We start from the raw sequence: 22073 nt of genomic DNA on the forward strand, positions 1-22073 counted from the left end.
CCCTTGCCATCACTTGAAGCGATGGACGTTCGACAGCTGCTTGTTGACGCTGAAGTTCTTGCGGTAGATCAGCGCCATCTTGCCAATGACCTGAACCAGATCCGCTTTGCCGACCTTGCAGAGCTCTGCAATGGACGCCAGGCGCGATTCGCGATCGAGGATGTTGAGCTTGATCTTGATCAGCTCGTGATCCGCCAAAGCGCGTTCGAGTTCGGCTAACACACCTTCAGTCAAACCATTGTCTGCCACAATCAAAACCGGTTTCAGATGGTGGCCAATGGATTTGTACTGTTTCTTCTGCTCTTGAGTGAGCGGCATAATCTGACCCCTGCGTCTGATCTTGTAAAAAGCGGCGGCCAGTTTACCCGAGCGAGTCCGGGACCGCCCAGTTAATCACGACCCGTTTTAATTCCGAGGTATCCCGTGGCCCGTTCCAAGACAAGCCTTAAGTGGCTGCAAGAACATTTCAACGACCCATTCGTCAAAATGGCACAGAAAGACGGGTACCGTTCCCGCGCCAGCTACAAGCTGCTGGAGATCCAGGAAAAGGACCGTTTGATCCGCCCTGGCATGAGCGTAATCGACCTGGGTGCGGCTCCGGGTGGCTGGTCGCAGGTGACCAGTCGTCTGATTGGCGGGCAGGGCACACTGATCGCTTCTGACATTCTTGAAATGGACAGCATCCCCGACGTCACCTTTATTCAAGGCGACTTTACCGAGGATGCCGTGCTGGCCCAGATCCTCGACGCCGTCGGAAATAAAGAAGTAGACCTTGTGATTTCCGACATGGCCCCCAATATGAGTGGATTACCGGCCGTTGATATGCCGCGCGCGATGTTCCTGTGCGAATTGGCACTGGATCTGTCGACGCGGGTGCTCAAGCCCGGTGGTGATTTTTTGATCAAGATTTTCCAGGGCGAAGGTTTCGACGAGTTCCACAAGAGCGTTCGCCAACAGTTCGAGAAGGTGCAGATGCGCAAGCCGACCTCGTCGCGCGACCGTTCTCGCGAGCAGTACCTACTGGGCCGCGGTTTCCGCGGTCGCAGTGAGGAATGAGTGAATTTTCGATCGGGGTGATAGGATTTTTGTATTACGCCTTGTCAGAATTAGCGAATATTGTGTAGGAAGTGTTTCACAAAGGGTTACAGACGGCGCCTGCCAAGTTGTAGGTAATGTAGTAAGTTAGGCCGGTGAATATCATGCGAAGCGCGCGCCAGTAGCGGAGCTTGCTTCAGAGGGTAGTTAATTGAACGATATGGCAAAGAATCTGATCCTGTGGTTGATCATCGCGGCTGTCCTGGTGACGGTGATGAACAACTTCTCCAGCCCTAACGAGCCGCAGACCCTCAACTATTCCGACTTCATCCAGCAGGTCAAGGATGGCAAGGTCGAGCGCGTGGCGGTTGATGGCTACGTGATTACCGGCAAGCGCAACGATGGCGACAGCTTCAAGACCATTCGCCCGGCGATCCAGGACAACGGCCTGATCGGCGACCTGGTGGACAACCACGTCGTGGTCGAAGGCAAGCAGCCTGAGCAGCAAAGCATCTGGACCCAACTCCTGGTCGCGAGCTTCCCGATCCTGGTGATCATCGCCGTGTTCATGTTCTTCATGCGGCAGATGCAGGGCGGTGCCGGTGGCAAGGGCGGGCCGATGAGCTTTGGCAAGAGCAAGGCGCGCCTGCTTTCTGAGGATCAGGTGAAAACTACCCTGGCTGACGTTGCCGGTTGCGATGAAGCCAAGGAAGAGGTCGGCGAGCTGGTCGAATTCCTGCGCGATCCGGGCAAGTTCCAGCGCCTGGGTGGCCGCATTCCTCGCGGTGTGCTGATGGTCGGTCCTCCGGGTACCGGTAAAACCCTGCTGGCCAAGGCTATCGCCGGCGAAGCCAAAGTACCTTTCTTCACCATTTCCGGTTCCGACTTCGTCGAGATGTTCGTCGGTGTGGGTGCCAGCCGTGTTCGCGACATGTTCGAACAGGCCAAGAAACACGCTCCATGCATCATCTTCATCGACGAAATCGATGCGGTCGGTCGCCATCGTGGCGCTGGTATGGGTGGTGGTCACGACGAACGCGAGCAGACGCTCAACCAGTTGCTGGTCGAGATGGACGGCTTCGAAATGAATGACGGCATCATCGTGATTGCCGCGACCAACCGTCCTGATGTGCTGGACCCTGCGTTGCTGCGTCCAGGCCGTTTCGACCGTCAGGTTGTGGTCGGTCTGCCGGACATTCGTGGCCGCGAACAGATTCTCAAGGTTCACATGCGCAAAGTGCCAATGGGTGACGACGTTGCTCCGGCCGTGATCGCTCGTGGTACCCCGGGCTTCTCCGGTGCCGATCTGGCCAACCTGGTGAACGAGGCGTCGCTGTTCGCTGCCCGTGCCGGCAAGCGCATCGTCGAAATGAAAGAATTCGAACTGGCGAAAGACAAGATCATGATGGGCGCCGAGCGCAAGTCCATGGTCATGTCCGAGAAAGAAAAGCAGAACACGGCTTATCACGAAGCGGGCCACGCCATTGTGGGTCGCGTCGTGCCTGAGCATGATCCGGTGTACAAGGTGTCGATCATCCCGCGCGGTCGTGCTTTGGGTGTGACCATGTTCCTGCCGGAAGAGGATCGCTACAGCCTGTCCAAGCGTGCATTGATCAGTCAGATCTGCTCGTTGTATGGCGGTCGTATCGCTGAAGAAATGACCCTGGGCTTCGATGGCGTGACCACCGGTGCTTCCAACGACATCATGCGTGCCAGCCAGATTGCGCGGAACATGGTGACCAAGTGGGGGCTTTCGGAAAAGCTCGGTCCGTTGATGTATGCCGAAGAAGAGGGTGAAGTGTTCCTCGGTCGCGGCGGTGGCGGTCAAAATGCAAGCTTCTCCGGCGAGACAGCCAAGCTGATCGACTCCGAAGTGCGTAGCATCATCGATCAGTGCTACGGCACGGCGAAGCAGATTCTCACCGACAACCGTGACAAGCTCGATGCCATGGCTGATGCCTTGATGAAGTACGAAACCATCGATGCCGAGCAGATCGACGACATCATGGCGGGTCGTACGCCTCGCGAGCCGCGCGACTGGTCGGGTGGCACGGGTACTTCCGGCACCCCGCCGGTGGTACAGGATGAGCGTCCGGAAACACCGATCGGCGGTCCTGCTGCTGACGTATAAGGTTTGAAATGACTTCTGTTCAGTCCTCGACCCGGTTGCCTTGCGGCAACCGGGTTCTTGATTTGGCCCAGACGCATGTCATGGGTATCCTCAATGTCACTCCAGATTCGTTCTCCGATGGTGGCCAATACAGCCAGCTCGGCGCGGCCATACGCCACGCCGAAGCCATGGTGGCGGCCGGCGCGACGCTGATCGATGTTGGTGGCGAGTCCACCCGTCCCGGTGCCAGGGTGGTGTCGCCGCTGGAAGAGCTGGAGCGAGTAGCGCCGATTGTCGAGCGCATTGCTCGCGAGCTGGACGTCATCATTTCGGTCGACACCTCAACGCCAGCCGTCATGCGTGAAACTGCGCGTTTGGGTGCCGGGTTGATCAATGACGTACGTTCGTTGCGTCGCGATGGCGCGCTGGATGCCGCGGCGGCCACCGGTCTGCCGGTTTGCCTGATGCATATGCTGGGCGAGCCAGGCGATATGCAGGACAATCCGCAGTATCAGAACGTTACAAGGGAGGTCGGTGAGTTTCTCGCCGAGCGCATGGTTCAGTGTTCGTCGGTGGGCATTCCAGCGGAGCGGATCATTCTTGACCCCGGCTTTGGCTTCGCCAAGACCTTGCAGCACAATCTGAGCTTGTTCAAACATATGGAGGCTCTGCATGCCCTGGGGCGCCCCCTGTTGGTCGGGGTTTCGCGAAAGAGCATGATTGGCCAGGCATTGAATCGTCCGGTGGGAGACCGGCTGTATGGCGGTTTGGCACTCGCGGCGCTGGCTTCGGCGAAAGGTGCGCGTATATTGCGCGTCCATGATGTAGCCGAAACAGTGGATGTGGTGCGGATGATCGCCGCAGTGGAATCAGCCGAATAAGAATGATGGAGCACTTATGAGCAAAAAATATTTTGGCACCGATGGTATTCGTGGGCGTGTCGGTGAGTACCCGATTACTCCTGATTTCATGCTCAAGCTCGGCTGGGCTGCCGGCATGGCGTTCCGCAAGATGGGCGCCTGCAAGGTATTGGTAGGCAAGGACACCCGGATCTCCGGCTACATGTTCGAGTCTGCACTTGAGGCGGGGCTTACTTCCGCGGGTGCCGATGTGATGCTCCTGGGTCCAATGCCGACCCCGGCGATTGCCTACCTGACGCGCACCTTTCATGCCGAGGCCGGCATCGTGATCAGTGCGTCGCACAATCCGCATGATGACAATGGCATCAAGTTCTTCTCCGGCAAAGGCACCAAGCTTCCGGATGAGGTTGAGCTGATGATCGAAGAATTGCTCGATACGCCAATGACCGTGGTGGAGTCGAGCAAGATCGGCAAGGTGTCGCGAATCAATGACGCATCGGGACGCTACATCGAATTCTGCAAGAGCAGCGTGCCCACCGGCACCAGCTTCACTGGCCTGAAGGTCGTGATCGACTGCGCTCATGGTGCAACTTATAAAGTGGCACCGAGTGTGTTCCGTGAGCTGGGCGCGGAAGTCGTCGTACTGTCGGCGCAGCCGAACGGGTTGAACATCAACGACAATTGCGGTTCGACCCACATGGGTCCGCTGCAGGCTGCCGTCGTGGCTGAGCATGCCGATCTGGGTATCGCCTTCGATGGTGACGGCGATCGCGTTCAGATGGTCGACCACACGGGTGCGGTGGTCGATGGCGACGAGTTGCTGTTCATCATTGCCCGTGACCTGCATGAGCGCAACAAGCTGCAGGGCGGCGTGGTCGGAACCTTGATGAGTAACCTGGGGCTGGAGCTGGCCCTGGCTGATCTGGGTATTCCATTCGTGCGTGCCAATGTCGGTGACCGCTACGTCATTGCCGAGCTACTGGAGCGCAACTGGATCGTGGGTGGTGAAAATTCCGGGCACATCGTGTGCTTCAGCCACACCACTACGGGTGATGCAATTATTGCGGCGCTGCAGGTGTTGATGGCGCTGAGCAGACGTGACGAAGGTCTGGCGCAATCCCGGCAGGCGCTGCGCAAGTGCCCTCAGGTGTTGATCAATGTGCGTTTCGGCGGCGGCGCAAGCCCTCTCGATCATCCATCGGTCAAGGAAGCCAGCGAACGTGTGACCAAGGCCATGGCAGGTCGGGGGCGTGTGCTGTTGCGCAAGTCCGGAACCGAGCCGCTGGTGCGTGTGATGGTCGAAGGTGAAGACGAAACCCTGGTTCGCGGCTACGCCGAAGAGCTGGCAAAACTGGTTACTGAAGTTTCTGCCTGAATTCGGCTTGCCAGCCTTGATTGTGTTGGGTAACATCTGCGCCCACTTTGACCGACGAGGTACAGCATGCGTCGCCCTATGGTAGCTGGTAACTGGAAGATGCACGGTACCCGCGCCAGCGTCGCTGAGCTGATCAACGGCCTTCGTGACTTGGCCTTGCCGAGCGGTGTTGATGTCGCGGTATTCCCGCCTTTCCTGCATATCAATCAAGTGATTGATGGCTTGAAAGGAAAGTCGATTTCGGTCGGCGCGCAGAATTCTGCGGTGGAGTCCGGGCAAGGTGCGTTGACCGGTGAAGTTGCACCGAGTCAGTTGGTGGATGCAGGTTGTTCCCTGGTGCTTGTCGGGCACTCCGAACGCCGCCAGATCATGGGCGAGCAGGACGGAATGCTGATCCGCAAGTTCGCAGCGGCACAGGCATGTGGCTTGATTCCGGTGTTGTGCATAGGGGAAACCCTTGAGCAGCGTGAAGCCGGAAAGACTCTTGAGGTTGTCTCGCGTCAGCTGGGCAGTATCATTGAGGAGTTGGGTGTCGGTGCCTTTGCCAAGGCAGTGATCGCTTACGAGCCGGTCTGGGCCATTGGCACCGGGCTGACTGCAACGCCGCAACAAGCGCAGGATGTGCACGCAGCCATTCGCGCCCAGTTGGCGGCAGAGAATTCTGAAGTCGCACAAGGTGTGCGGCTTCTATACGGCGGCAGCGTGAAGGCGGCCAATGCGGTCGAACTGTTCGGCATGCCGGATATCGATGGGGGCCTCATTGGTGGGGCTTCCCTGAATGCAGATGAGTTCGGTGCGATTTGTCGCGCCGCGGGAAACTGAAAAAATGCTGGAAACAGTCGTAGTCGTTTTTCATCTGCTGGGTGCATTGGGCGTAGTAGCTCTGGTTTTGCTGCAGCAGGGTAAAGGTGCGGACGCTGGCGCGTCTTTCGGAGCAGGTGCTTCAAATACTGTGTTCGGAAGCCAAGGTTCCTCTACCTTTCTTAGTAAGTTTACTGCTATACTTGCCGCAGGTTTCTTCATAACCAGCTTGGGGTTAGGTTACTTTGCTAAAGAGAAGGCTCACCAGCTGACTCAAGTAGGTCTCCCAAATCCAGCGGTTCTGGAAGTTCCAAAGCAACAACCGGCTTCTGATGATGTCCCGGTGCTTCAAGAGCAAAAGTCGGCTACTCCAGCGACTGACGTACCTCCAGCTCAAGAGCAGAAGTAAGAAGGGTTTCAAACGTAGTATTGCCGAGGTGGTGGAATTGGTAGACACGCAACCTTGAGGTGGTTGTGCCCATAGGGTGTAGGGGTTCGAGTCCCCTTCTCGGTACCAATTAGTCAGGAGAGCCCGCTGTTGCGGGCTTTCTTGCAGGTGGAAGGTTACATTGACCCTGTAGGGGATCGGTCGTATACTTCCGCCCCAGCTTTGTCGCGGGGTGGAGCAGTCTGGTAGCTCGTCGGGCTCATAACCCGAAGGTCGTCGGTTCAAATCCGGCCCCCGCAACCAGTTTAAGGAGCCCCTTTTAAGGGGCTTTTTGTTAGCTGGACACTTTCTACGCCGCTGTTCGACGGCGTTTCAAGGATGGGCGTTTCGCCCATTTTTTTATTTTGCATAGCATGCACATACATGCACTAGGGGGTTCAGGTGTCGAGCAAGCTAGAAGAGTTGCAGGCCTTGCTGGCCCCGGTGGTCGTGGCCCTAGGCTATGAATGCTGGGGTATCGAGTTTTCGGCTCAGGGTCGTCACTCGATGTTGCGCGTTTATATCGATAAAGAAGGCGGCGTGCTGGTGGACGATTGTGCCATCGTCAGCCGTCAGATCAGCGGTGTGCTGGATGTTGAAGATCCGATCTCCGTTGAATACACCCTTGAAGTTTCCTCGCCTGGCATGGAACGCCCTCTGTTCACTCTTGAGCAGTTTGCAAAATTTGCCGGTGAACAAGTGAAGATCAAGCTGCGCTCGCCTTTTGAAGGACGACGCAACTTTCAGGGCCTTCTGCGCGGCGTAGAAGAGCAGGATGTCGTGGTGCAGGTAGAAGACCATGAGTTCCTGTTGCCGATCGATATGATCGACAAGGCCAACATTATTCCCAGTTTTGACTGAGGCGTGCCAGATACTGCGGATCCCGCGGATCCAATGGCTTGCGAAAGGCGAGGCGTACGATGAGCAAAGAAGTACTGCTGGTTGTTGAGTCGGTATCCAACGAAAAGGGTGTACCGGCAAACGTGATTTTTGAAGCGCTGGAGCTGGCCCTGGCCACTGCGACCAAAAAGCGTTTCGAAGACGAAGTTGATCTGCGTGTGGAAATCAACCGCCACACGGGTGCCTACGAGACTTTCCGTCGCTGGACGGTCGTCGAAGAGGCAGACCTGGACGATCCGGCCATCGAAACCTGGCCGAGCAAGGTTGCTGAAACGCACCCTGGCGCCAAGGTCGGTGACGTTGTCGAAGAGAAAATCGAGTCGATCGAATTCGGCCGCATTGCTGCACAGACTGCCAAGCAAGTCATCGTGCAGAAAGTTCGCGAAGCCGAGCGCGCTCAGGTTGTTGACGCTTATCGCGAACGCCTGGGTGAAATCATCTCCGGCACCGTGAAAAAAGTCACCCGCGACAACGTGATCGTTGATCTGGGCAACAACGCTGAAGCGTTGCTGGCCCGTGAAGACATCATTTCTCGCGAAACTTTCCGGGTTGGCGTGCGTCTGCGTGCGCTGCTCAAGGAAATCCGCACCGAGAACCGCGGCCCGCAGCTGATCCTGTCGCGTACCGCGCCGGAAATGCTGATCGAGTTGTTCCGCATCGAAGTGCCGGAAATTGCCGAAGGCCTGATCGAAGTGATGGCTGCGTCCCGTGATCCGGGATCCCGCGCCAAGATCGCCGTCCGCTCCAAGGACAAACGCATCGACCCGCAAGGCGCTTGCATCGGTATGCGCGGTTCGCGCGTCCAGGCAGTGTCGGGTGAGTTGGGCGGTGAGCGTGTTGACATCGTTCTGTGGGACGACAACCCGGCTCAGTTCGTGATCAACGCCATGTCCCCGGCCGAGGTTGCGGCAATTATCGTTGACGAAGATGCCCACGCAATGGACATCGCCGTTGGCGCAGACAATCTGGCTCAGGCCATTGGTCGCGGTGGTCAGAACGTGCGTCTGGCCAGCCAGTTGACTGGCTGGACCCTGAACGTGATGACCGAATCGGACATCCAGGCTAAGCAGCAAGCAGAAACCGGCGACATCCTGCGCAACTTCATCGACGAGCTGGAAGTCGACGAAGAACTGGCTCAGGTGCTGGTAGATGAAGGCTTCACCAGCCTGGAAGAGATTGCCTACGTACCGCTGGAAGAAATGCTCAACATCGACGGCTTTGACGAGGAAATCGTCAACGAGCTTCGCGCTCGTGCCAAGGATCGCTTGTTGACCAAAGCCATCGCTACTGAGGAAAAGCTGGCAGACGCCCATCCGGCCGAAGACCTGCTCTCGCTTGAGGGTATGGACAAGGATTTGGCGATGGAACTGGCGGTGCGCGGCGTAGTTACCCGCGAAGACCTGGCCGAGCAGTCTATTGACGACCTGCTCGACATCGACGGCATTGACGATGATCGTGCCGGCAAGTTGATCATGGCCGCCCGAGCCCACTGGTTCGAGTAATTAGGCGCGGCCTGAGGAGAGAAGTGCATGACGCAAGTCACGGTGAAACAACTGGCCGATGAGGTCAAAACACCGGTAGAGCGCCTGTTGCAGCAGATGCGTGAGGCAGGTCTGCCGCACACCGCCGCCGAAGAAAGTGTGACTGACAGTGAGAAGCAATCGTTGCTGACTCACTTGAAAAGCAGCCACAAGGCGAAAGTGGAAGAACCACGCAAGATTACGCTGCAGCGTAAAACCACCAGCACCCTGCGGGTTGCCGGCAGCAAAAGCATCAGCGTTGAAGTACGCAAGAAGAAAGTCTTCGTACAGCGCAGCCCGGAAGAAATCGAAGCCGAGCGCAAGCGTGAACTGGACGAACGTCGCGCAGTAGAAAATGCTGCACGTCAGAAGGCTGAAGAAGAAGCCAAGCGTCGCGCCGAAGAAGAAGCGCGTCGCCAGCCTGCTGCTGCGCCGACCGCTCCAGCCGAACCTGTTGCAGCGCCTGCTGTGGTAGCCGAGCCCGTGCGTGAAAGCGCACCGGTTGTGGCAGCCGCTCCGGCACCTGCGGCAGACACTCGCAAGCGCGACGAACAGCGTCGTCCGGACAAACCACGTGCCGACGACAACAATCGTCGCGGTGGTGGCGATGGCGAGCGCAAAAACGCTCCGCATCGTGCTTCGGTCAAGGAAAAGGCGCCAGCGCCACGCGTTGCCCCACGTACTACCGACGAAGAAAGCGATGGCTTCCGTCGTGGTGGTCGCGGCAAGGCCAAGCTGAAGAAGCGCAACGCCCACGGTTTCCAGAGCCCGACCGGCCCTGTCGTGCGCGAAGTGAAGATCGGCGAGACCATCACTGTGGGCGATCTGGCCCAGCAGATGTCGGTCAAGGCTGCTGAAATCATCAAGTTCATGTTCAAACTGGGTACTCCAGCGACCATCAACCAGGTACTGGATCAGGAAACTGCCCAACTGGTTGCCGAAGAGCTGGGCCACAAAGTGACCCTGGTCAGCGACACCGCCCTGGAAGATTCCCTGGCCGAGTCCCTGAAGTTTGAAGGCGAGGCAGTTTCCCGTGCTCCAGTCGTGACCGTAATGGGCCACGTTGACCACGGTAAGACTTCCCTGCTCGACTACATTCGTCGTGCCAAGGTTGCTGCTGGCGAAGCCGGCGGCATCACCCAGCACATCGGTGCGTACCACGTTGAAACCGACCGTGGCATGGTGACGTTCCTCGACACCCCTGGTCACGCCGCGTTTACCGCGATGCGTGCCCGTGGTGCCAAGGCGACCGACATCGTGATCCTGGTGGTTGCAGCGGACGACGGCGTAATGCCGCAAACCATCGAAGCTGTTCAGCACGCTCAGGCTGCTGGCGTTCCGCTGGTTGTCGCTGTGAACAAGATCGACAAGCCAGGTGCTGACCTCGATCGCATCCGTAGCGAACTGTCGGTACACGGCGTGACCTCCGAAGAGTGGGGTGGCGACACTCCATTCGTACCGGTTTCGGCGAAGATGGGTACCGGTGTAGACGAACTGCTCGAAGCCGTTCTGCTGCAAGCCGAAGTCCTGGAACTGACTGCAACCCCATCGGCTCCTGGCCGTGGTGTCGTGGTTGAGTCCCGCCTGGACAAGGGCCGTGGCCCGGTGGCTACCGTGCTCGTTCAAGACGGTACCCTGCGTCAGGGCGACATGGTCCTGGTCGGTTCGAACTATGGCCGCGTGCGCGCCATGCTCGACGAGAACGGCAAGCCAATCAAGGAAGCTGGTCCGGCCATCCCTGTCGAGATCCTCGGCCTGGACGGTACCCCGGACGCTGGCGACGAGATGAGCGTGGTTGCCGACGAGAAGAAAGCCCGTGAAGTGGCTCTGTTCCGTCAAGGCAAGTTCCGCGAAGTCAAACTGGCTCGCGCTCACGCCGGCAAGCTGGAAAACATCTTCGAAAGCATGGGGCAGGAAGAGAAGAAGACGCTCAACATCGTCCTCAAATCCGACGTCCGTGGTTCGCTCGAAGCGTTGAACGGCGCCTTGAACGGCCTGGGTAACGACGAAGTGCAAGTGCGTGTGGTCGGTGGCGGCGTCGGTGGTATCACCGAATCCGATGCCAACCTGGCACTGGCCTCCAACGCTGTACTGTTCGGCTTCAACGTGCGTGCCGATGCCGGTGCGCGCAAGATCGTCGAGCAGGAAGGTCTGGATATGCGTTACTACAACGTGATCTACGACATCATCGAAGACGTCAAGAAAGCCCTGACCGGTATGCTCGGCAGCGATGTTCGCGAGAACATCCTGGGCATCGCCGAAGTGCGTGACGTGTTCCGTTCGCCGAAGTTTGGCGCGATCGCCGGTTGCATGGTTATCGAAGGTGTCGTGCACCGTAACCGTCCAATCCGTGTACTGCGTGAAGACATCGTTATCTTCGAAGGCGAGCTGGAATCCCTGCGCCGCTTCAAGGATGACGCTTCCGAAGTACGTGCCGGCATGGAATGCGGTATCGGCGTGAAGAGCTACAACGACGTCAAGGTCGGTGACAAGATCGAAGTCTTCGAGAAGGTGCAGGTTGCTCGCAGCCTCTAATTCGCGCACTTCAGGAGCCGTGACGGGTAGCCGCATGCAAATGCGCAATTCGTCACCAGGACTCTAAACGCAACGCCCGGTCTGGCTTTTGTCAGGCCGGGCGTTTGCCGCTTTCAGACCTTGCGGGTTTCACCGTGGGGCAGTTACAGGTAACAAGACATGGCAAAAGAATACAGCCGTACCCAACGTATCGGCGATCAGATGCAGCGTGAGCTGGCACAACTGATCCGTCGTGAAGTCAAAGACCCGCGCGTCGGCCTGGTCACCATTACCGCAGTGGAAGTCAGCCGTGACGTCGGTCACGCCAAGATCTTCATCACCGTGATGGGGCAGGACAGCGCCGAAGAAATCGCACAAAGCATCAAGGTGCTGAACTCCGCCGCCGGTTTCCTGCGCATGCAGCTGGCTCGCGAGATGAAGCTGCGCAGCGTTCCACAGCTGCACTTCCACTACGACGAAAGCGTCGTGCGTGGTGCGCATCTGTCTGCATTGATCGAGCGCGCAGTGGCTGAAGACAATCAGCATCCGGTTGCGGCAGAAGCCGAAGACACCAAGGAGTAATCGGTGGCTCAGGTTAAACGTATCCGTCGCAACGTCAGCGGCATTATCCTTCTCGACAAGCCGCTGGGGTTCACCTCCAACGCGGCCTTGCAGAAGGTTCGCTGGTTGCTGAACGCCGAAAAGGCAGGTCATACCGGCAGTCTCGATCCCTTGGCCTCCGGCGTGTTGCCGTTGTGCTTCGGCGAGGCCACCAAGTTCTCGCAATACCTGCTCGACTCCGACAAGGGTTACGAAACCCTGGCGCAACTGGGCAAGACCACCACCACGGCGGATGCCGAAGGTGAAGTTTTGCAGGAACGCCCGGTGACCGTTGGTCGCACCGATATCGAGGCTGTACTGCCGAAATTTCGTGGGCAAATCAGTCAGATACCGCCGATGTACTCGGCGCTCAAGCGTGATGGCCAGCCGCTGTACAAGCTGGCTCGTGCAGGCGAAGTAGTGGAGCGCGAACCGCGTTCTGTTACTATTACGCGCTTGGAATTGCTGGCCTTCGAAGGAGATACTGCGCGGCTGGCGGTGGATTGCAGCAAAGGCACCTATATCCGTACCCTGGTGGAGGATATCGGTGAGCAACTCGGTTGTGGCGCTTACGTTGCAGAACTGCGACGTACCCAGGCCGGGCCATTCACCCTGGCGCAGACGGTTACCCTCGAAGAGCTGGAAGCGGTACATGCCGAAGGCGGCAACGAAGCGGTCGATCGCTTCCTGATGCCATCGGACAGCGGCCTGCTGGATTGGCCACTGTTGCAGTTCTCGGAAGCGAGCGCGTTCTACTGGCTCAACGGCCAGCCGGTACGTGCCCCGGATGCTCCGAAGTTCGGCATGGTGCGGGTACAGGATCACAACGGTCGTTTCATCGGTATCGGTGAAGTGAGCGAAGACGGGCGCATCGCGCCACGTCGACTGATTCGGTCAGAATGACCGAACGAGGGTGGCTGTTAACAGGCACGGTCACTACTCATTTTTAGATACAGGGATTTGTCCCTGGCCTGTTGAAACTGTTTTTCTGAAACAGTTTCCTGATAAAAGGATTGCCTCATGGCTCTCGACGTTCAAGAAAAAGCTCAAATCGTTGCTGACTACCAGCAAGCTGTTGGTGACACTGGTTCGCCAGAAGTGCAAGTTGCACTGCTGACCGCCAACATCAACAAGCTGCAAGGTCACTTCAAGGCCAACGGTAAAGACCACCACTCCCGTCGTGGTCTGATCCGCATGGTTAACCAGCGTCGTAAGCTGCTGGACTACCTGAAAGGCAAGGATCTGGGTCGCTATCAGACTCTGATCGGTCGCCTGGGTCTGCGTCGCTAATAAGCGATTGCGCTAGAGGTTGGTTGTCTGTCGTGCACCAGCGGGTTTCCCGCCGGCGCATGGCAGGCTCCCAGCCTCAAGTTTTATCTGGATACCTGCTTTGCCTGAGTAACACCTGGACAAACCGGTCGGGCCGATTCCCGACATTGCCCAAGAATTTCGCAAGAAACCAGTTCCCCCAAGAGCCACAAAGAAGGTAGGACACCGTGAACCCGGTAATCAAAAAATTCCAGTTCGGTCAGTCGACCGTTACCCTCGAGACTGGCCGTATCGCCCGTCAGGCCTCCGGCGCAGTATTGGTCACCGTTGACGACGACGTCAGCGTATTGGTGACTGTAGTCGGTGCCAAGCAAGCCGATCCAGGCAAGGGCTTCTTCCCTCTGTCTGTTCACTACCAGGAAAAGACTTACGCTGCCGGTAAGATCCCTGGCGGTTTCTTCAAGCGCGAAGGCCGTCCTTCCGAGAAAGAAACCCTGACTTCCCGACTGATCGACCGTCCGATCCGTCCGCTGTTCCCTGAAGGCTTCATGAACGAAGTGCAGGTTGTCTGCACCGTCGTTTCCACCAGCAAGAAGACCGATCCGGACATCGCTGCGATGATCGGTACCTCGGCTGCCCTGGCGATCTCCGGCATTCCTTTCGATGGCCCGATCGGCGCTGCCCGCGTTGCTTTCCACGAAAGCACCGGCTACCTGCTGAACCCGACTTACGAGCAGCAGGCTGCGTCGAGCCTGGACATGGTCGTTGCCGGTACTTCGGACGCCGTGCTGATGGTTGAATCGGAAGCCAAAGAGCTGACCGAAGACCAGATGCTGGGCGCGGTACTGTTTGCTCATGACGAGTTCCAGGTTGTGATCAACGCGGTCAAAGAACTGGCTGCCGAAGCTGCCAAGCCAACCTGGACCTGGGCTCCTGCGCCAGAAGCCACCGAACTGCTGGGCGCTATCCGTGCCGAGTTCGGCGAAGCGATCTCCCAGGCCTACACCATCACCGTCAAGGCCGACCGTTACGCTCGCCTGGGCGAGTTGAAGGACCAGGTCGTTGCCAAGCTGTCGGGCGAAGAAGGCCAGCCTTCCGCTTCCGACGTCAAAGCGGCTTTCGGTGAAATCGAATACCGCACCGTTCGCGAAAACATCGTAAACGGCAAGCCGCGTATCGACGGTCGCGACACCCGCACCGTACGTCCGCTGAACATCGAAGTCGGCGTTCTGCCAAAGACCCACGGTTCGGCCCTGTTCACCCGTGGCGAAACCCAGGCCCTGGTCGTTGCAACGCTGGGTACTGCCCGTGATGCACAGCTGCTGGACACCCTGGAAGGCGAGAAAAAAGACCCGTTCATGCTGCACTACAACTTCCCTCCGTTCTCGGTGGGCGAGTGTGGTCGCATGGGTGGCGCTGGTCGTCGTGAAATTGGTCACGGCCGTCTGGCCCGTCGTTCGGTTTCGGCCATGCTGCCTGCCGCTGACGTGTTCCCGTACACCATCCGTGTAGTGTCGGAAATCACTGAGTCCAACGGTTCGAGCTCGATGGCTTCCGTTTGCGGTGCTTCCCTGGCCCTGATGGACGCCGGTGTGCCGATGAAGGCACCGGTTGCCGGTATCGCCATGGGTCTGGTTAAAGAAGGCGAGAAGTTCGCCGTCCTGACCGACATCCTGGGTGACGAAGACCACCTGGGCGACATGGACTTCAAGGTAGCCGGTACCGCCAAAGGCGTCACCGCGCTGCAGATGGACATCAAGATCAAGGGCATCACCGAAGAAATCATGGAGATCGCTCTGGGCCAAGCCCTGGAAGCGCGCCTGAACATCCTCGGCCAGATGAACCAGATCATTGGCCAGTCGCGTACCGAACTGTCGGCCAACGCTCCGACCATGATCGCGATGAAAATCGACACCGACAAGATCCGTGATGTCATCGGTAAAGGCGGCGCGACCATCCGTGCGATCTGCGAAGAAACCAAGGCTTCGATCGACATCGAAGACGATGGTTCGATCAAGATCTTCGGCGAAACCAAGGAAGCCGCTGAAGCAGCACGTCAGCGCGTTCTGGGTATCACCGCTGAAGCCGAGATCGGCAAGATCTACGTCGGCAAGGTTGAGCGCATCGTCGACTTCGGCGCATTCGTCAACATCCTGCCCGGCAAGGACGGTCTGGTTCACATCTCCATGCTGAGCGACGCTCGCGTAGAGAAAGTGACCGACATCCTGAAAGAAGGCCAGGAAGTGGAAGTGCTGGTACTGGACGTGGACAACCGCGGCCGTATCAAGCTGTCCATCAAAGACGTGGCAGCAGCCAAGGCTTCGGGCGTTTAATCGCGCCTCACGCCTGACCGCTTCAACGTTGTAAAAAAATGCCCCGCCGTGAAAACGGCGGGGCATTTTTTTGTCTGCGAAACATCGAGACATTGCGCGAAGTTGCCGGACCTCGATAGCAATGCTAGGTTTAGCCCACCGCCCGTGTAGCTCAGCCGGTAGAGCAGCGCACTCGTAACGCGAAGGTCGCAGGTTCGATTCCTGTCTCGGGCACCATCCCCCCTCTGGTTATTTCACCTTTCTGCTCAAGTCCTCGACGGTCCGCTTGAGGTTGTCGAGTTCGCGGTCCTGGTCGCTGACTTCCCGTTTCAGGCTGGAAATCTCGCTGCTGTTTGAACTGGAGCTGGAGCCGCTATTGCGTTTGAGTTCTTCAACCTGCTTGCCGAGGTTGTTGATATCGCGCTCCTGCTCGGCCACCTTGCGCTTGAGTTCGTCGATTTCCCTGCTGCTGGAGCTTGAGCTGGAACCGTTGCCGCGCTTGAGATCCTCAATCGTGCGTTGTTGTTCGCTGACGGTTTTCTTCAGGTCTTCGACATTCCCCGATGTGTCCTTCAACGACTTTTGCATGCTTTGCAGGTCATCGGCACTGATCCCGGTTTTGACCAGGGTGTATTTGTCGTACTCGTAGTGCAGAACCGGGATCTTGTCGCCAAACGAGGAGGGGCCGCTGCTCACTTCGATAGCGGCCAGCGCCGGAAACGGTAGTGCCAGGCTGGCGAACAATGCGGTTGTAAGCACAACAGAAGAAGATTTGGAAATGCTGCGCATCACTGAGGTTCCTTGTGAAATGCCGGTATGGCACATCGCTATGACTGGGGATTTGAATTTATGTTCCCGCCCCCATCAGCACATCCTGTGCACAACTTTTTGTGGGGAGATGTAAAGAGACGTGCAAATCGTCCGACAAACATCCTATATTCGGAGCCTGCATGAGCTTCGCCCAGCAGTTTTCAGATGATCCCGAATGGTTCTGAAGGCCAGACAGACCGGGCTACAAGCGGTTCTTCTGCGTCAGAGAGATCCTTGATGATCCAGATCCATCTTCCATTCCCCAGATCAACGAGAACAACATGACCGTAAAAGAATTGAGCCAAGAAGAAAGACACGAAGAAGCCCTCAAGAAGTACGTGCTGGATGCGCCCGAATTGATGGACGAGATCAAGGACTTGAGTCCGGACGATCAGAAAGACCAGATTCAATGGGCCTTCGAGGATGAAGCCGAAGCCCAGGGCTTGCAGCCGTGGGAGTTGAGTCTCAAGTACACCTCGACCCCGGAGGAGTACGAGGCCGCCCGGCTGGCGCTGCACAAAGAGGCGGCCGAAGTCTTGGGTGTCGAGTGGGAAGAGTACTGCGAGATGAACAATCTGGTGGTTTGACACTCATCATGTAGGAGCGAGCTTGCTCGCGATGGTCGTTAGCGATAACGCGTGTTTGCTGGTTAAACATGGCGCTCTCAGGTACATCGCGAGCAAGCTCGCTCCTACAGTTTTGGCAACTCACATACGTGTGATCAGATACTCAAGCGCATCGACAGATCGACCGCCTTCACATCCTTGGTCATTGCACCGATCGAAATGTAATCCACCCCGGTCCGGGCAATCGGCAGCAACGTACTCTCGTTGATCCCGCCGCTGGCTTCCAGCTTGGCCTTGCCAGCGTTCAGGCGCACGGCTTCGCGCATGTCGTCCAGGCTCAGTTCGTCGAGCATGATGATGTCGGCACCGGCCGCCAGCGCTTCTTTCAGTTCATCCAGGCTTTCCACTTCAATCTCGACCGGTTTGCCCGGGGCGATTTTGTGCGCGGCCGCGATGGCCTGCGCGATGCCGCCGCTGGCGGCGATGTGGTTTTCCTTGATCAGGAAGGCGTCATACAGGCCGATGCGGTGGTTGTGGCAACCGCCGCAGGTTACCGCGTACTTTTGCGCAAGACGCAGCCCCGGCAGCGTCTTGCGGGTGTCGAGCAGCTTGACCTGAGTCTCGGCCACGAAGTCCGCCAGGTATTGCGCGCGAGTCGCCACGCCGGAGAGCAGTTGCAGGAAGTTCAGGGCGCTGCGTTCACCGGTCAGCAGTGAGCGCGCCGGGCCTTCGAGGTGGAACAGCACCTGATTGGGCGTTACCCGTTCACCGTCGGCAACCTGCCAGTGCACCGCCACCCGTGGGTCCAGTTGCCGAAACACGTTATCCACCCAAGCGATACCGCTGATGACGGCCGCATCGCGGGTGATGATGGTGGCTTTGGCCAGGCGTTCGGCCGGGATCAACTGCGCGGTGATGTCGCCGCTGCCGATGTCTTCACGCAACGCACGGCGCACGTTGGCTTCGATTTCGGCGGTCAGATCGGCGAGACGTAGATTCGGCATAACGGACTCCACAAACATAGTGGCTCGATTATAGGGCCATGGCGAGGACCAACCCAAGGCATCAGAGCGTTACGTTCGCAATGGTGCCTGCATTTGGTCGAATCCCTGGGGTGTCGGTGCGGATTATCGCTACCGAGCAAACGCCTGTTTGAGATGAGGTACAGAGTCTTCTGGCGCAAAGGTGAGCTTTTACAAGATAATTCGCCTTGTATTTGACGTCATCGATTTGACGAGTCGAAGCATCACCGTTCCAGGGAGGCCGAATGTACAACGACGGGAATGTAGTGCCTTTGCACAAGGCAACTACCGACCAGGTGGCTCACTCGCCACTCGCCCGACTGCCGGCGATTCTTCTCCAGGTTCGCGACAAGGCCGCGCAACAGCTGCGACACGGATTGCAGGCGTTGTTCGATAACGCCGACGACACCCTCTTCGAAATGGCCGACCGAGCCTGCTGTGACGTCGAGCAGAACATCTTCTTTCAAACAATGCGCGATTTGCGTCTCAAGCACAAAAGCATCGAGCGGGTGTTTCTCGAGCAGTTTTTCGGCGCGTTCATCCGGCTTGCACAATACGACCCTGCCATTGCAGCTATGTCCCAGTCCTTGGCTGCCGATGAATCCTTGGCGCAAACCGATGACGAGCGGGAGCGTACGGTCGCAGTGGATGCGATGGTCAGCCGGGTGCTGGACCGCGACGGGTTGGCCCTGGATCAACTGACGGCCCGACTCTGCGCCTTGTCGGGCAAGGCGTTGGGCGATCTGCACAACCCCCTGAATCCGGCGATGCTCTGCGAATACTTCTTGCAGGCTGCACGCCAGCTGGGGCTGGAGATCAAGGTCAAGCTGATTATCCTCGGGTTGTTCGAGCGTTATGTCCTCAGCGAGACCGGTCAGCTTTACGCCGAAGCCAATCAACTGCTGCTTGCTACCGGTGTGTTGCCCGACCTGAAACCGGCCCCGGTGCGCCGTACCATGGACCGGCCTGACAGCGCCCCCGTCGAATCGACCGATGAGGGCGCTACTCCGGCCTGCTTGCCCATCGATGACAATGTCCAGGAGGTTTTCGCTGCGTTGCAGGCCCTGCTGTTCAACGTTCGCGGCAGCCTGTCGCCAACGCTGGAGGTCAGTGCCACTGCGCTGCCGATTTCCACGCGCGATCTGTTGCGCCTGCTGTCGCATTTGCAGCAATACGTGCCGGCTCCGGAAGTCGTGGACGATTTTGACCTGCGCAACCAGCTCGAACAGTTACTGACCCGGGTCAGCGTCAAAAGTGGCAGGTCGCGGGTTTTCGGGGAGGCCGACGAAGATGTGATCAACCTGGTCGCGATGCTGTTCGAATGCATGCTCGATGATCGCAATCTGCCGGATCCGCTCAAGGCGCTGATCGGCCGATTGCAGATTCCACTGGTCAAGGTGGCGCTGCTCGACAAGAGTTTCTTCAGTCGCAGCAGTCATCCGGCACGACGCCTGCTCAACGAAATCGCCAACGCGGCAATGGGTTGGGACGCCTGTGACGATCATCAGCGTGACAGCCTGTACGTGCGCATCGATCAGGTCGTACAGCGTTTGTTGAATGACTTTATCGATGACCCCTCGATATTTTCCGAACTGCTGGCTGACTTTCTCGCGTTTACCCAGGACGAGCGCCGGCGCAGCGAGTTGCTCGAGCAACGCATTCGTGATGCCGAGGAAGGACGGGCCAAGACCGGGCTGGCCCGCCAGCGTGTCGAGCAGGTGTTGAATCAGGCGTTGTTTGGCAAGTACCTGCCGCAAGGCGTACTGGGGTTTGTCCAGGAGGCCTGGAGCAAAGTACTGCTGCTGACGTACCTCAAGCATGGCGATCGGTCGGCTGAGTGGCATGCCGATGTGCGTACCCTGGAACAATTGGTCTGGAGCGTTCAGCACCACCATGAGTCCGATGCGACCAGGATGTTGGCACTGGTACCGGATTTGCTCAAGTCGTTGCGCGACGGGCTGAATTCGTCGGCCTTCGATCCGTTTGCCGCCAGCGAGTTTTTCAGCGAGCTGGAGAGCTTGCACGTTCAGGCAGCGGGGGGCTCACCCGCCAGTGCGTCGCTGATGATCGAGGTGCTGACGCCTGTCGTCCTGCACATGGCCGACGAAAGCCAGGTGCACAGTGAGCCGATACGTTTGCTGGCGGACGATGCGGGTTTGCGCCAGGTCGATAAAATGCTTCCGGGCTGTTGGGTCGAGTTTCAGGAAGACCCGGAAAACAGCCTTCGCTGCAAACTGGTGGCCATCATTGCAGCCACCGGCAAATACATCTTCGTCAACCGCACCGGCATGAAAGTGCTCAAGCGCAGTCGCCCAGACCTGGCCCTGGAGCTGCGCAATGGCAGGGCGCGAGTGCTTGACGACACCATGCTGTTCGAGCGAGCTCTCGAGCGGGTGATCGGCAACCTCAAGCGCCTCAAGCGCGGCAAGTGATCGCGCCTTGGGGGAATATCACGGCATACTGTGCCAACACAGTCGACGTTGAAGGAATCGGTATGCAGTTGGACCCCGCGAGCGGTTGGATTCAGGGTGTGCATGTCTGCCCCTCACCCAACTTCAATGCGCGCCCCACAGACGAGATTTCCCTGCTGGTGATTCACAACATCAGCCTGCCACCGGCGCAGTTCGCCACTGGCAAGGTGCAGGAATTTTTCCAGAATCGCCTGGATGTCACCGAACACCCCTATTTTGAAGGGATTGCGGATTTGCGGGTGTCCGCACACTTTCTGATCGAGCGTGATGGAACGGTCACCCAATTTGTTTCATGCCTTGAGCGTGCGTGGCATGCAGGGGTCTCGTGCTTCGATGGGCGGGAAACCTGTAACGATTTTTCTGTGGGCATCGAGCTTGAAGGCACGGATGATCTGCCGTTCACCGACGCGCAATACGACGCGTTGACGGCCCTGACCCGTCAGTTGCAACGGACCTTCACGGCGATCACTACAGAGCGTATCTGCGGGCACAGCGATATTGCACCCGGGCGCAAAACCGATCCGGGGCCGGGGTTCGACTGGGCACGTTATCGCGCCGCTCTGGCACAAGAGGATGGGCAATGAGTTTTCTGGTGTTGCTGTTGGCGGTGTGGATCGAAAAGTTCTCGGCCCTGCGCCATCGGGTTCAGCGTGACAGTGGCTGGACACACGAGCTGAACAAGCTTGAGGCCAGCCCGCGGTTTTCGGGCCGGCCATGGCTGGTGTTGTCGGTCGTGGTCTTGTTGCCGGTGGCATTGTTGGGTTTGCTGCTGGTCGTTATCGAGCCGGTGGCCTACGGGTTGCTCGCGTTGCCGATCCATTTGCTGGTCGTGATCTACAGCCTGGGGCGCGGTGACCTGCTGGGGGATCTTGGGCCGTTCCGCGATGCCTGGCGTCGGGAGGACCTGCAAGCAGCGGCCCTTGTCGCCAAGCGCGATCTGGATATCTGTGCAGACAGTGGCGAGCAGTTGCTGGAGCAGGTCGAAGGGCATTTGCTGTGGGAGGCCTACCAGAGCTTTTTCGCGGTGATTTTCTGGTACTTCCTGTTGGGCCCGGTCGCGGCGCTGAGTTATCGGCTGCTGGCGCTGGCCGAAGAACACGGGAAAAACCCGGCGCTGGTCGAGCGCGCCGGGCAGCTGCGTCACGCCTTCGACTGGTTGCCGGTGCGTCTGCTGGCGGCGAGCCTGGCGTTGGTCGGCAATTTTGTCGCGGTCAGTCGGGTGATGCTGCATGAACTGCTGAACTGGAACATCAGCGCGGCACAATTGATCGTGAAAGTCGGGCTGGTGGCCGGTGAAATTCCGGCACCGGTGGCCGGCGCAGAAGGTATCAACAACCTGGACCGCATCTGGGACCTGCTGCTGCGTGCCGCGGTGCTCTGGTATGCCGGGTTTGCGTTGTGGACGGTTCTGCATTAGGCCAGCAGTTAATGCTCTTGTGGTGAGGGGCAAGCCCCCTCACCACAATGGTTCATCCGCCAGT

General features: G+C 58.2%; 20 protein-coding genes and 3 tRNA genes. 20 read left to right on the forward strand and 3 right to left on the reverse strand.

The window, feature by feature from the left end:
• Nucleotides 1-9 precede the first annotated feature (9 nt).
• The gene (locus KW846_RS11495) at nucleotides 10-318 is read right to left on the reverse strand and encodes a YhbY family RNA-binding protein (protein ID WP_007942889.1); all 309 of its coding nucleotides are present in this window, start codon (nucleotides 316-318) and stop codon (nucleotides 10-12) included.
• A 105-nt stretch (nucleotides 319-423) separates the two neighbouring features.
• Here KW846_RS11495 and rlmE point away from each other — a divergent pair, with 105 nt between their 5' ends.
• From rlmE to KW846_RS11575, 16 genes are all read left to right on the forward strand, one after another.
• Complete coding sequence (rlmE, locus tag KW846_RS11500) at nucleotides 424-1056, forward strand: 23S rRNA (uridine(2552)-2'-O)-methyltransferase RlmE (protein WP_007988685.1); 633 nt, start codon at nucleotides 424-426, stop codon at nucleotides 1054-1056.
• A gap of 199 nt (nucleotides 1057-1255) precedes the next feature.
• Nucleotides 1256-3166 (forward strand): ATP-dependent zinc metalloprotease FtsH, encoded by a 1911-nt coding sequence (gene ftsH / locus KW846_RS11505; RefSeq protein WP_033047686.1) that lies wholly within the window; start codon nucleotides 1256-1258, stop codon nucleotides 3164-3166.
• An 8-nt stretch (nucleotides 3167-3174) separates the two neighbouring features.
• Nucleotides 3175-4026, forward strand: coding sequence for a dihydropteroate synthase (gene folP / locus KW846_RS11510; protein ID WP_218482317.1), 852 nt, complete (start codon nucleotides 3175-3177; stop codon nucleotides 4024-4026).
• Nucleotides 4027-4042: 16 nt separating this feature from the next.
• Nucleotides 4043-5380: a phosphoglucosamine mutase gene (gene glmM / locus KW846_RS11515; RefSeq protein ID WP_218482318.1), complete on the forward strand. Its 1338-nt coding sequence runs from the start codon at nucleotides 4043-4045 to the stop codon at nucleotides 5378-5380.
• 66 nt (nucleotides 5381-5446) lie between these two features.
• The gene (gene tpiA / locus KW846_RS11520) at nucleotides 5447-6202 is read left to right on the forward strand and encodes a triose-phosphate isomerase (RefSeq protein ID WP_095965943.1); all 756 of its coding nucleotides are present in this window, start codon (nucleotides 5447-5449) and stop codon (nucleotides 6200-6202) included.
• 4 nt (nucleotides 6203-6206) lie between these two features.
• Nucleotides 6207-6590 (forward strand): preprotein translocase subunit SecG, encoded by a 384-nt coding sequence (gene secG / locus KW846_RS11525; RefSeq protein ID WP_017336473.1) that lies wholly within the window; start codon nucleotides 6207-6209, stop codon nucleotides 6588-6590.
• 22 nt (nucleotides 6591-6612) lie between these two features.
• Nucleotides 6613-6698 (forward strand) — tRNA-Leu (locus tag KW846_RS11530).
• A 97-nt stretch (nucleotides 6699-6795) separates the two neighbouring features.
• Nucleotides 6796-6872, forward strand: a tRNA-Met gene (locus tag KW846_RS11535).
• A 138-nt stretch (nucleotides 6873-7010) separates the two neighbouring features.
• Nucleotides 7011-7469: a ribosome maturation factor RimP gene (rimP, locus tag KW846_RS11540; protein WP_007973115.1), complete on the forward strand. Its 459-nt coding sequence runs from the start codon at nucleotides 7011-7013 to the stop codon at nucleotides 7467-7469.
• A 59-nt stretch (nucleotides 7470-7528) separates the two neighbouring features.
• Nucleotides 7529-9010 (forward strand): transcription termination factor NusA, encoded by a 1482-nt coding sequence (gene nusA / locus KW846_RS11545; RefSeq protein WP_007973112.1) that lies wholly within the window; start codon nucleotides 7529-7531, stop codon nucleotides 9008-9010.
• A gap of 27 nt (nucleotides 9011-9037) precedes the next feature.
• On the forward strand, nucleotides 9038-11563 hold the full coding sequence (gene infB / locus KW846_RS11550; protein ID WP_007973110.1) for a translation initiation factor IF-2: 2526 nt from the start codon (nucleotides 9038-9040) through the stop codon (nucleotides 11561-11563).
• A gap of 159 nt (nucleotides 11564-11722) precedes the next feature.
• The gene (gene rbfA, locus KW846_RS11555; RefSeq protein WP_007973108.1) at nucleotides 11723-12124 is read left to right on the forward strand and encodes a 30S ribosome-binding factor RbfA; all 402 of its coding nucleotides are present in this window, start codon (nucleotides 11723-11725) and stop codon (nucleotides 12122-12124) included.
• 3 nt (nucleotides 12125-12127) lie between these two features.
• Nucleotides 12128-13045 carry a tRNA pseudouridine(55) synthase TruB gene (gene truB, locus KW846_RS11560; RefSeq protein ID WP_015093440.1) on the forward strand — a complete coding sequence of 306 codons (918 nt, stop codon included), beginning with the start codon at nucleotides 12128-12130 and terminating at the stop codon, nucleotides 13043-13045.
• A 117-nt stretch (nucleotides 13046-13162) separates the two neighbouring features.
• Complete coding sequence (gene rpsO / locus KW846_RS11565) at nucleotides 13163-13432, forward strand: 30S ribosomal protein S15 (RefSeq protein WP_015093441.1); 270 nt, start codon at nucleotides 13163-13165, stop codon at nucleotides 13430-13432.
• A gap of 206 nt (nucleotides 13433-13638) precedes the next feature.
• Nucleotides 13639-15744, forward strand: coding sequence for a polyribonucleotide nucleotidyltransferase (gene pnp, locus KW846_RS11570; RefSeq protein ID WP_007973102.1), 2106 nt, complete (start codon nucleotides 13639-13641; stop codon nucleotides 15742-15744).
• A gap of 140 nt (nucleotides 15745-15884) precedes the next feature.
• Nucleotides 15885-15960 (forward strand) — tRNA-Thr (locus tag KW846_RS11575).
• A gap of 12 nt (nucleotides 15961-15972) precedes the next feature.
• Here the strand turns inward: KW846_RS11575 and KW846_RS11580 are convergent.
• Entirely contained in the window at nucleotides 15973-16512 is a 540-nt protein-coding gene (locus KW846_RS11580) for a hypothetical protein (protein WP_116580926.1), read from the reverse strand.
• A gap of 302 nt (nucleotides 16513-16814) precedes the next feature.
• Between KW846_RS11580 and KW846_RS11585 the strand changes: the two genes are divergently transcribed.
• A complete protein-coding gene (locus KW846_RS11585) occupies nucleotides 16815-17120 on the forward strand; it encodes a DUF6388 family protein (protein ID WP_218482319.1) in 306 nt (101 codons plus the stop codon).
• A gap of 134 nt (nucleotides 17121-17254) precedes the next feature.
• On the opposite strand, the gene nadC is transcribed toward KW846_RS11585, so the two are convergent.
• Nucleotides 17255-18103 (reverse strand): carboxylating nicotinate-nucleotide diphosphorylase, encoded by an 849-nt coding sequence (gene nadC, locus KW846_RS11590; protein ID WP_218482320.1) that lies wholly within the window; start codon nucleotides 18101-18103, stop codon nucleotides 17255-17257.
• Nucleotides 18104-18366: 263 nt separating this feature from the next.
• Between nadC and KW846_RS11595 the strand changes: the two genes are divergently transcribed.
• The 3 genes from KW846_RS11595 to ampE all read left to right on the forward strand — a co-directional run bounded on the left by KW846_RS11595 (nucleotide 18367) and on the right by ampE (nucleotide 22009).
• Complete coding sequence (locus KW846_RS11595; protein WP_218482321.1) at nucleotides 18367-20553, forward strand: DUF1631 domain-containing protein; 2187 nt, start codon at nucleotides 18367-18369, stop codon at nucleotides 20551-20553.
• 62 nt (nucleotides 20554-20615) lie between these two features.
• Nucleotides 20616-21176 carry a 1,6-anhydro-N-acetylmuramyl-L-alanine amidase AmpD gene (gene ampD / locus KW846_RS11600; RefSeq protein ID WP_218482510.1) on the forward strand — a complete coding sequence of 187 codons (561 nt, stop codon included), beginning with the start codon at nucleotides 20616-20618 and terminating at the stop codon, nucleotides 21174-21176.
• Nucleotides 21173-22009, forward strand: coding sequence for a regulatory signaling modulator protein AmpE (gene ampE / locus KW846_RS11605; RefSeq protein ID WP_116580929.1), 837 nt, complete (start codon nucleotides 21173-21175; stop codon nucleotides 22007-22009). The genes ampD and ampE overlap by 4 nt, the downstream gene beginning before the upstream one ends.
• Nucleotides 22010-22073 lie beyond the last annotated feature (64 nt).

Origin of the sequence: Pseudomonas sp. PDM32 (assembly GCF_019219225.1) — a bacterium.
In the GTDB taxonomy this organism is placed as follows: Bacteria; Pseudomonadota; Gammaproteobacteria; order Pseudomonadales; family Pseudomonadaceae; genus Aquipseudomonas; species Aquipseudomonas laurylsulfatiphila.

What these genes read in the sequence shown, in the direction of transcription:
- KW846_RS11495 (WP_007942889.1), bottom strand. Translation starts at nt 318, where the DNA reads ATGCCGCTCACTCAAGAGCAGAAGAAACAGTACAAATCCATTGGCCAC.
- ftsH (WP_033047686.1), top strand. Translation starts at nt 1,256, where the DNA reads ATGGCAAAGAATCTGATCCTGTGGTTGATCATCGCGGCTGTCCTGGTG.
- folP (WP_218482317.1), top strand. Translation starts at nt 3,175, where the DNA reads ATGACTTCTGTTCAGTCCTCGACCCGGTTGCCTTGCGGCAACCGGGTT.
- glmM (WP_218482318.1), top strand. Translation starts at nt 4,043, where the DNA reads ATGAGCAAAAAATATTTTGGCACCGATGGTATTCGTGGGCGTGTCGGT.
- tpiA (WP_095965943.1), top strand. Translation starts at nt 5,447, where the DNA reads ATGCGTCGCCCTATGGTAGCTGGTAACTGGAAGATGCACGGTACCCGC.
- secG (WP_017336473.1), top strand. Translation starts at nt 6,207, where the DNA reads ATGCTGGAAACAGTCGTAGTCGTTTTTCATCTGCTGGGTGCATTGGGC.
- nusA (WP_007973112.1), top strand. Translation starts at nt 7,529, where the DNA reads ATGAGCAAAGAAGTACTGCTGGTTGTTGAGTCGGTATCCAACGAAAAG.
- infB (WP_007973110.1), top strand. Translation starts at nt 9,038, where the DNA reads ATGACGCAAGTCACGGTGAAACAACTGGCCGATGAGGTCAAAACACCG.
- rbfA (WP_007973108.1), top strand. Translation starts at nt 11,723, where the DNA reads ATGGCAAAAGAATACAGCCGTACCCAACGTATCGGCGATCAGATGCAG.
- rpsO (WP_015093441.1), top strand. Translation starts at nt 13,163, where the DNA reads ATGGCTCTCGACGTTCAAGAAAAAGCTCAAATCGTTGCTGACTACCAG.
- KW846_RS11580 (WP_116580926.1), bottom strand. Translation starts at nt 16,512, where the DNA reads ATGCGCAGCATTTCCAAATCTTCTTCTGTTGTGCTTACAACCGCATTG.
- KW846_RS11585 (WP_218482319.1), top strand. Translation starts at nt 16,815, where the DNA reads ATGACCGTAAAAGAATTGAGCCAAGAAGAAAGACACGAAGAAGCCCTC.
- nadC (WP_218482320.1), bottom strand. Translation starts at nt 18,103, where the DNA reads ATGCCGAATCTACGTCTCGCCGATCTGACCGCCGAAATCGAAGCCAAC.
- KW846_RS11595 (WP_218482321.1), top strand. Translation starts at nt 18,367, where the DNA reads ATGTACAACGACGGGAATGTAGTGCCTTTGCACAAGGCAACTACCGAC.
- ampD (WP_218482510.1), top strand. Translation starts at nt 20,616, where the DNA reads ATGCAGTTGGACCCCGCGAGCGGTTGGATTCAGGGTGTGCATGTCTGC.
- ampE (WP_116580929.1), top strand. Translation starts at nt 21,173, where the DNA reads ATGAGTTTTCTGGTGTTGCTGTTGGCGGTGTGGATCGAAAAGTTCTCG.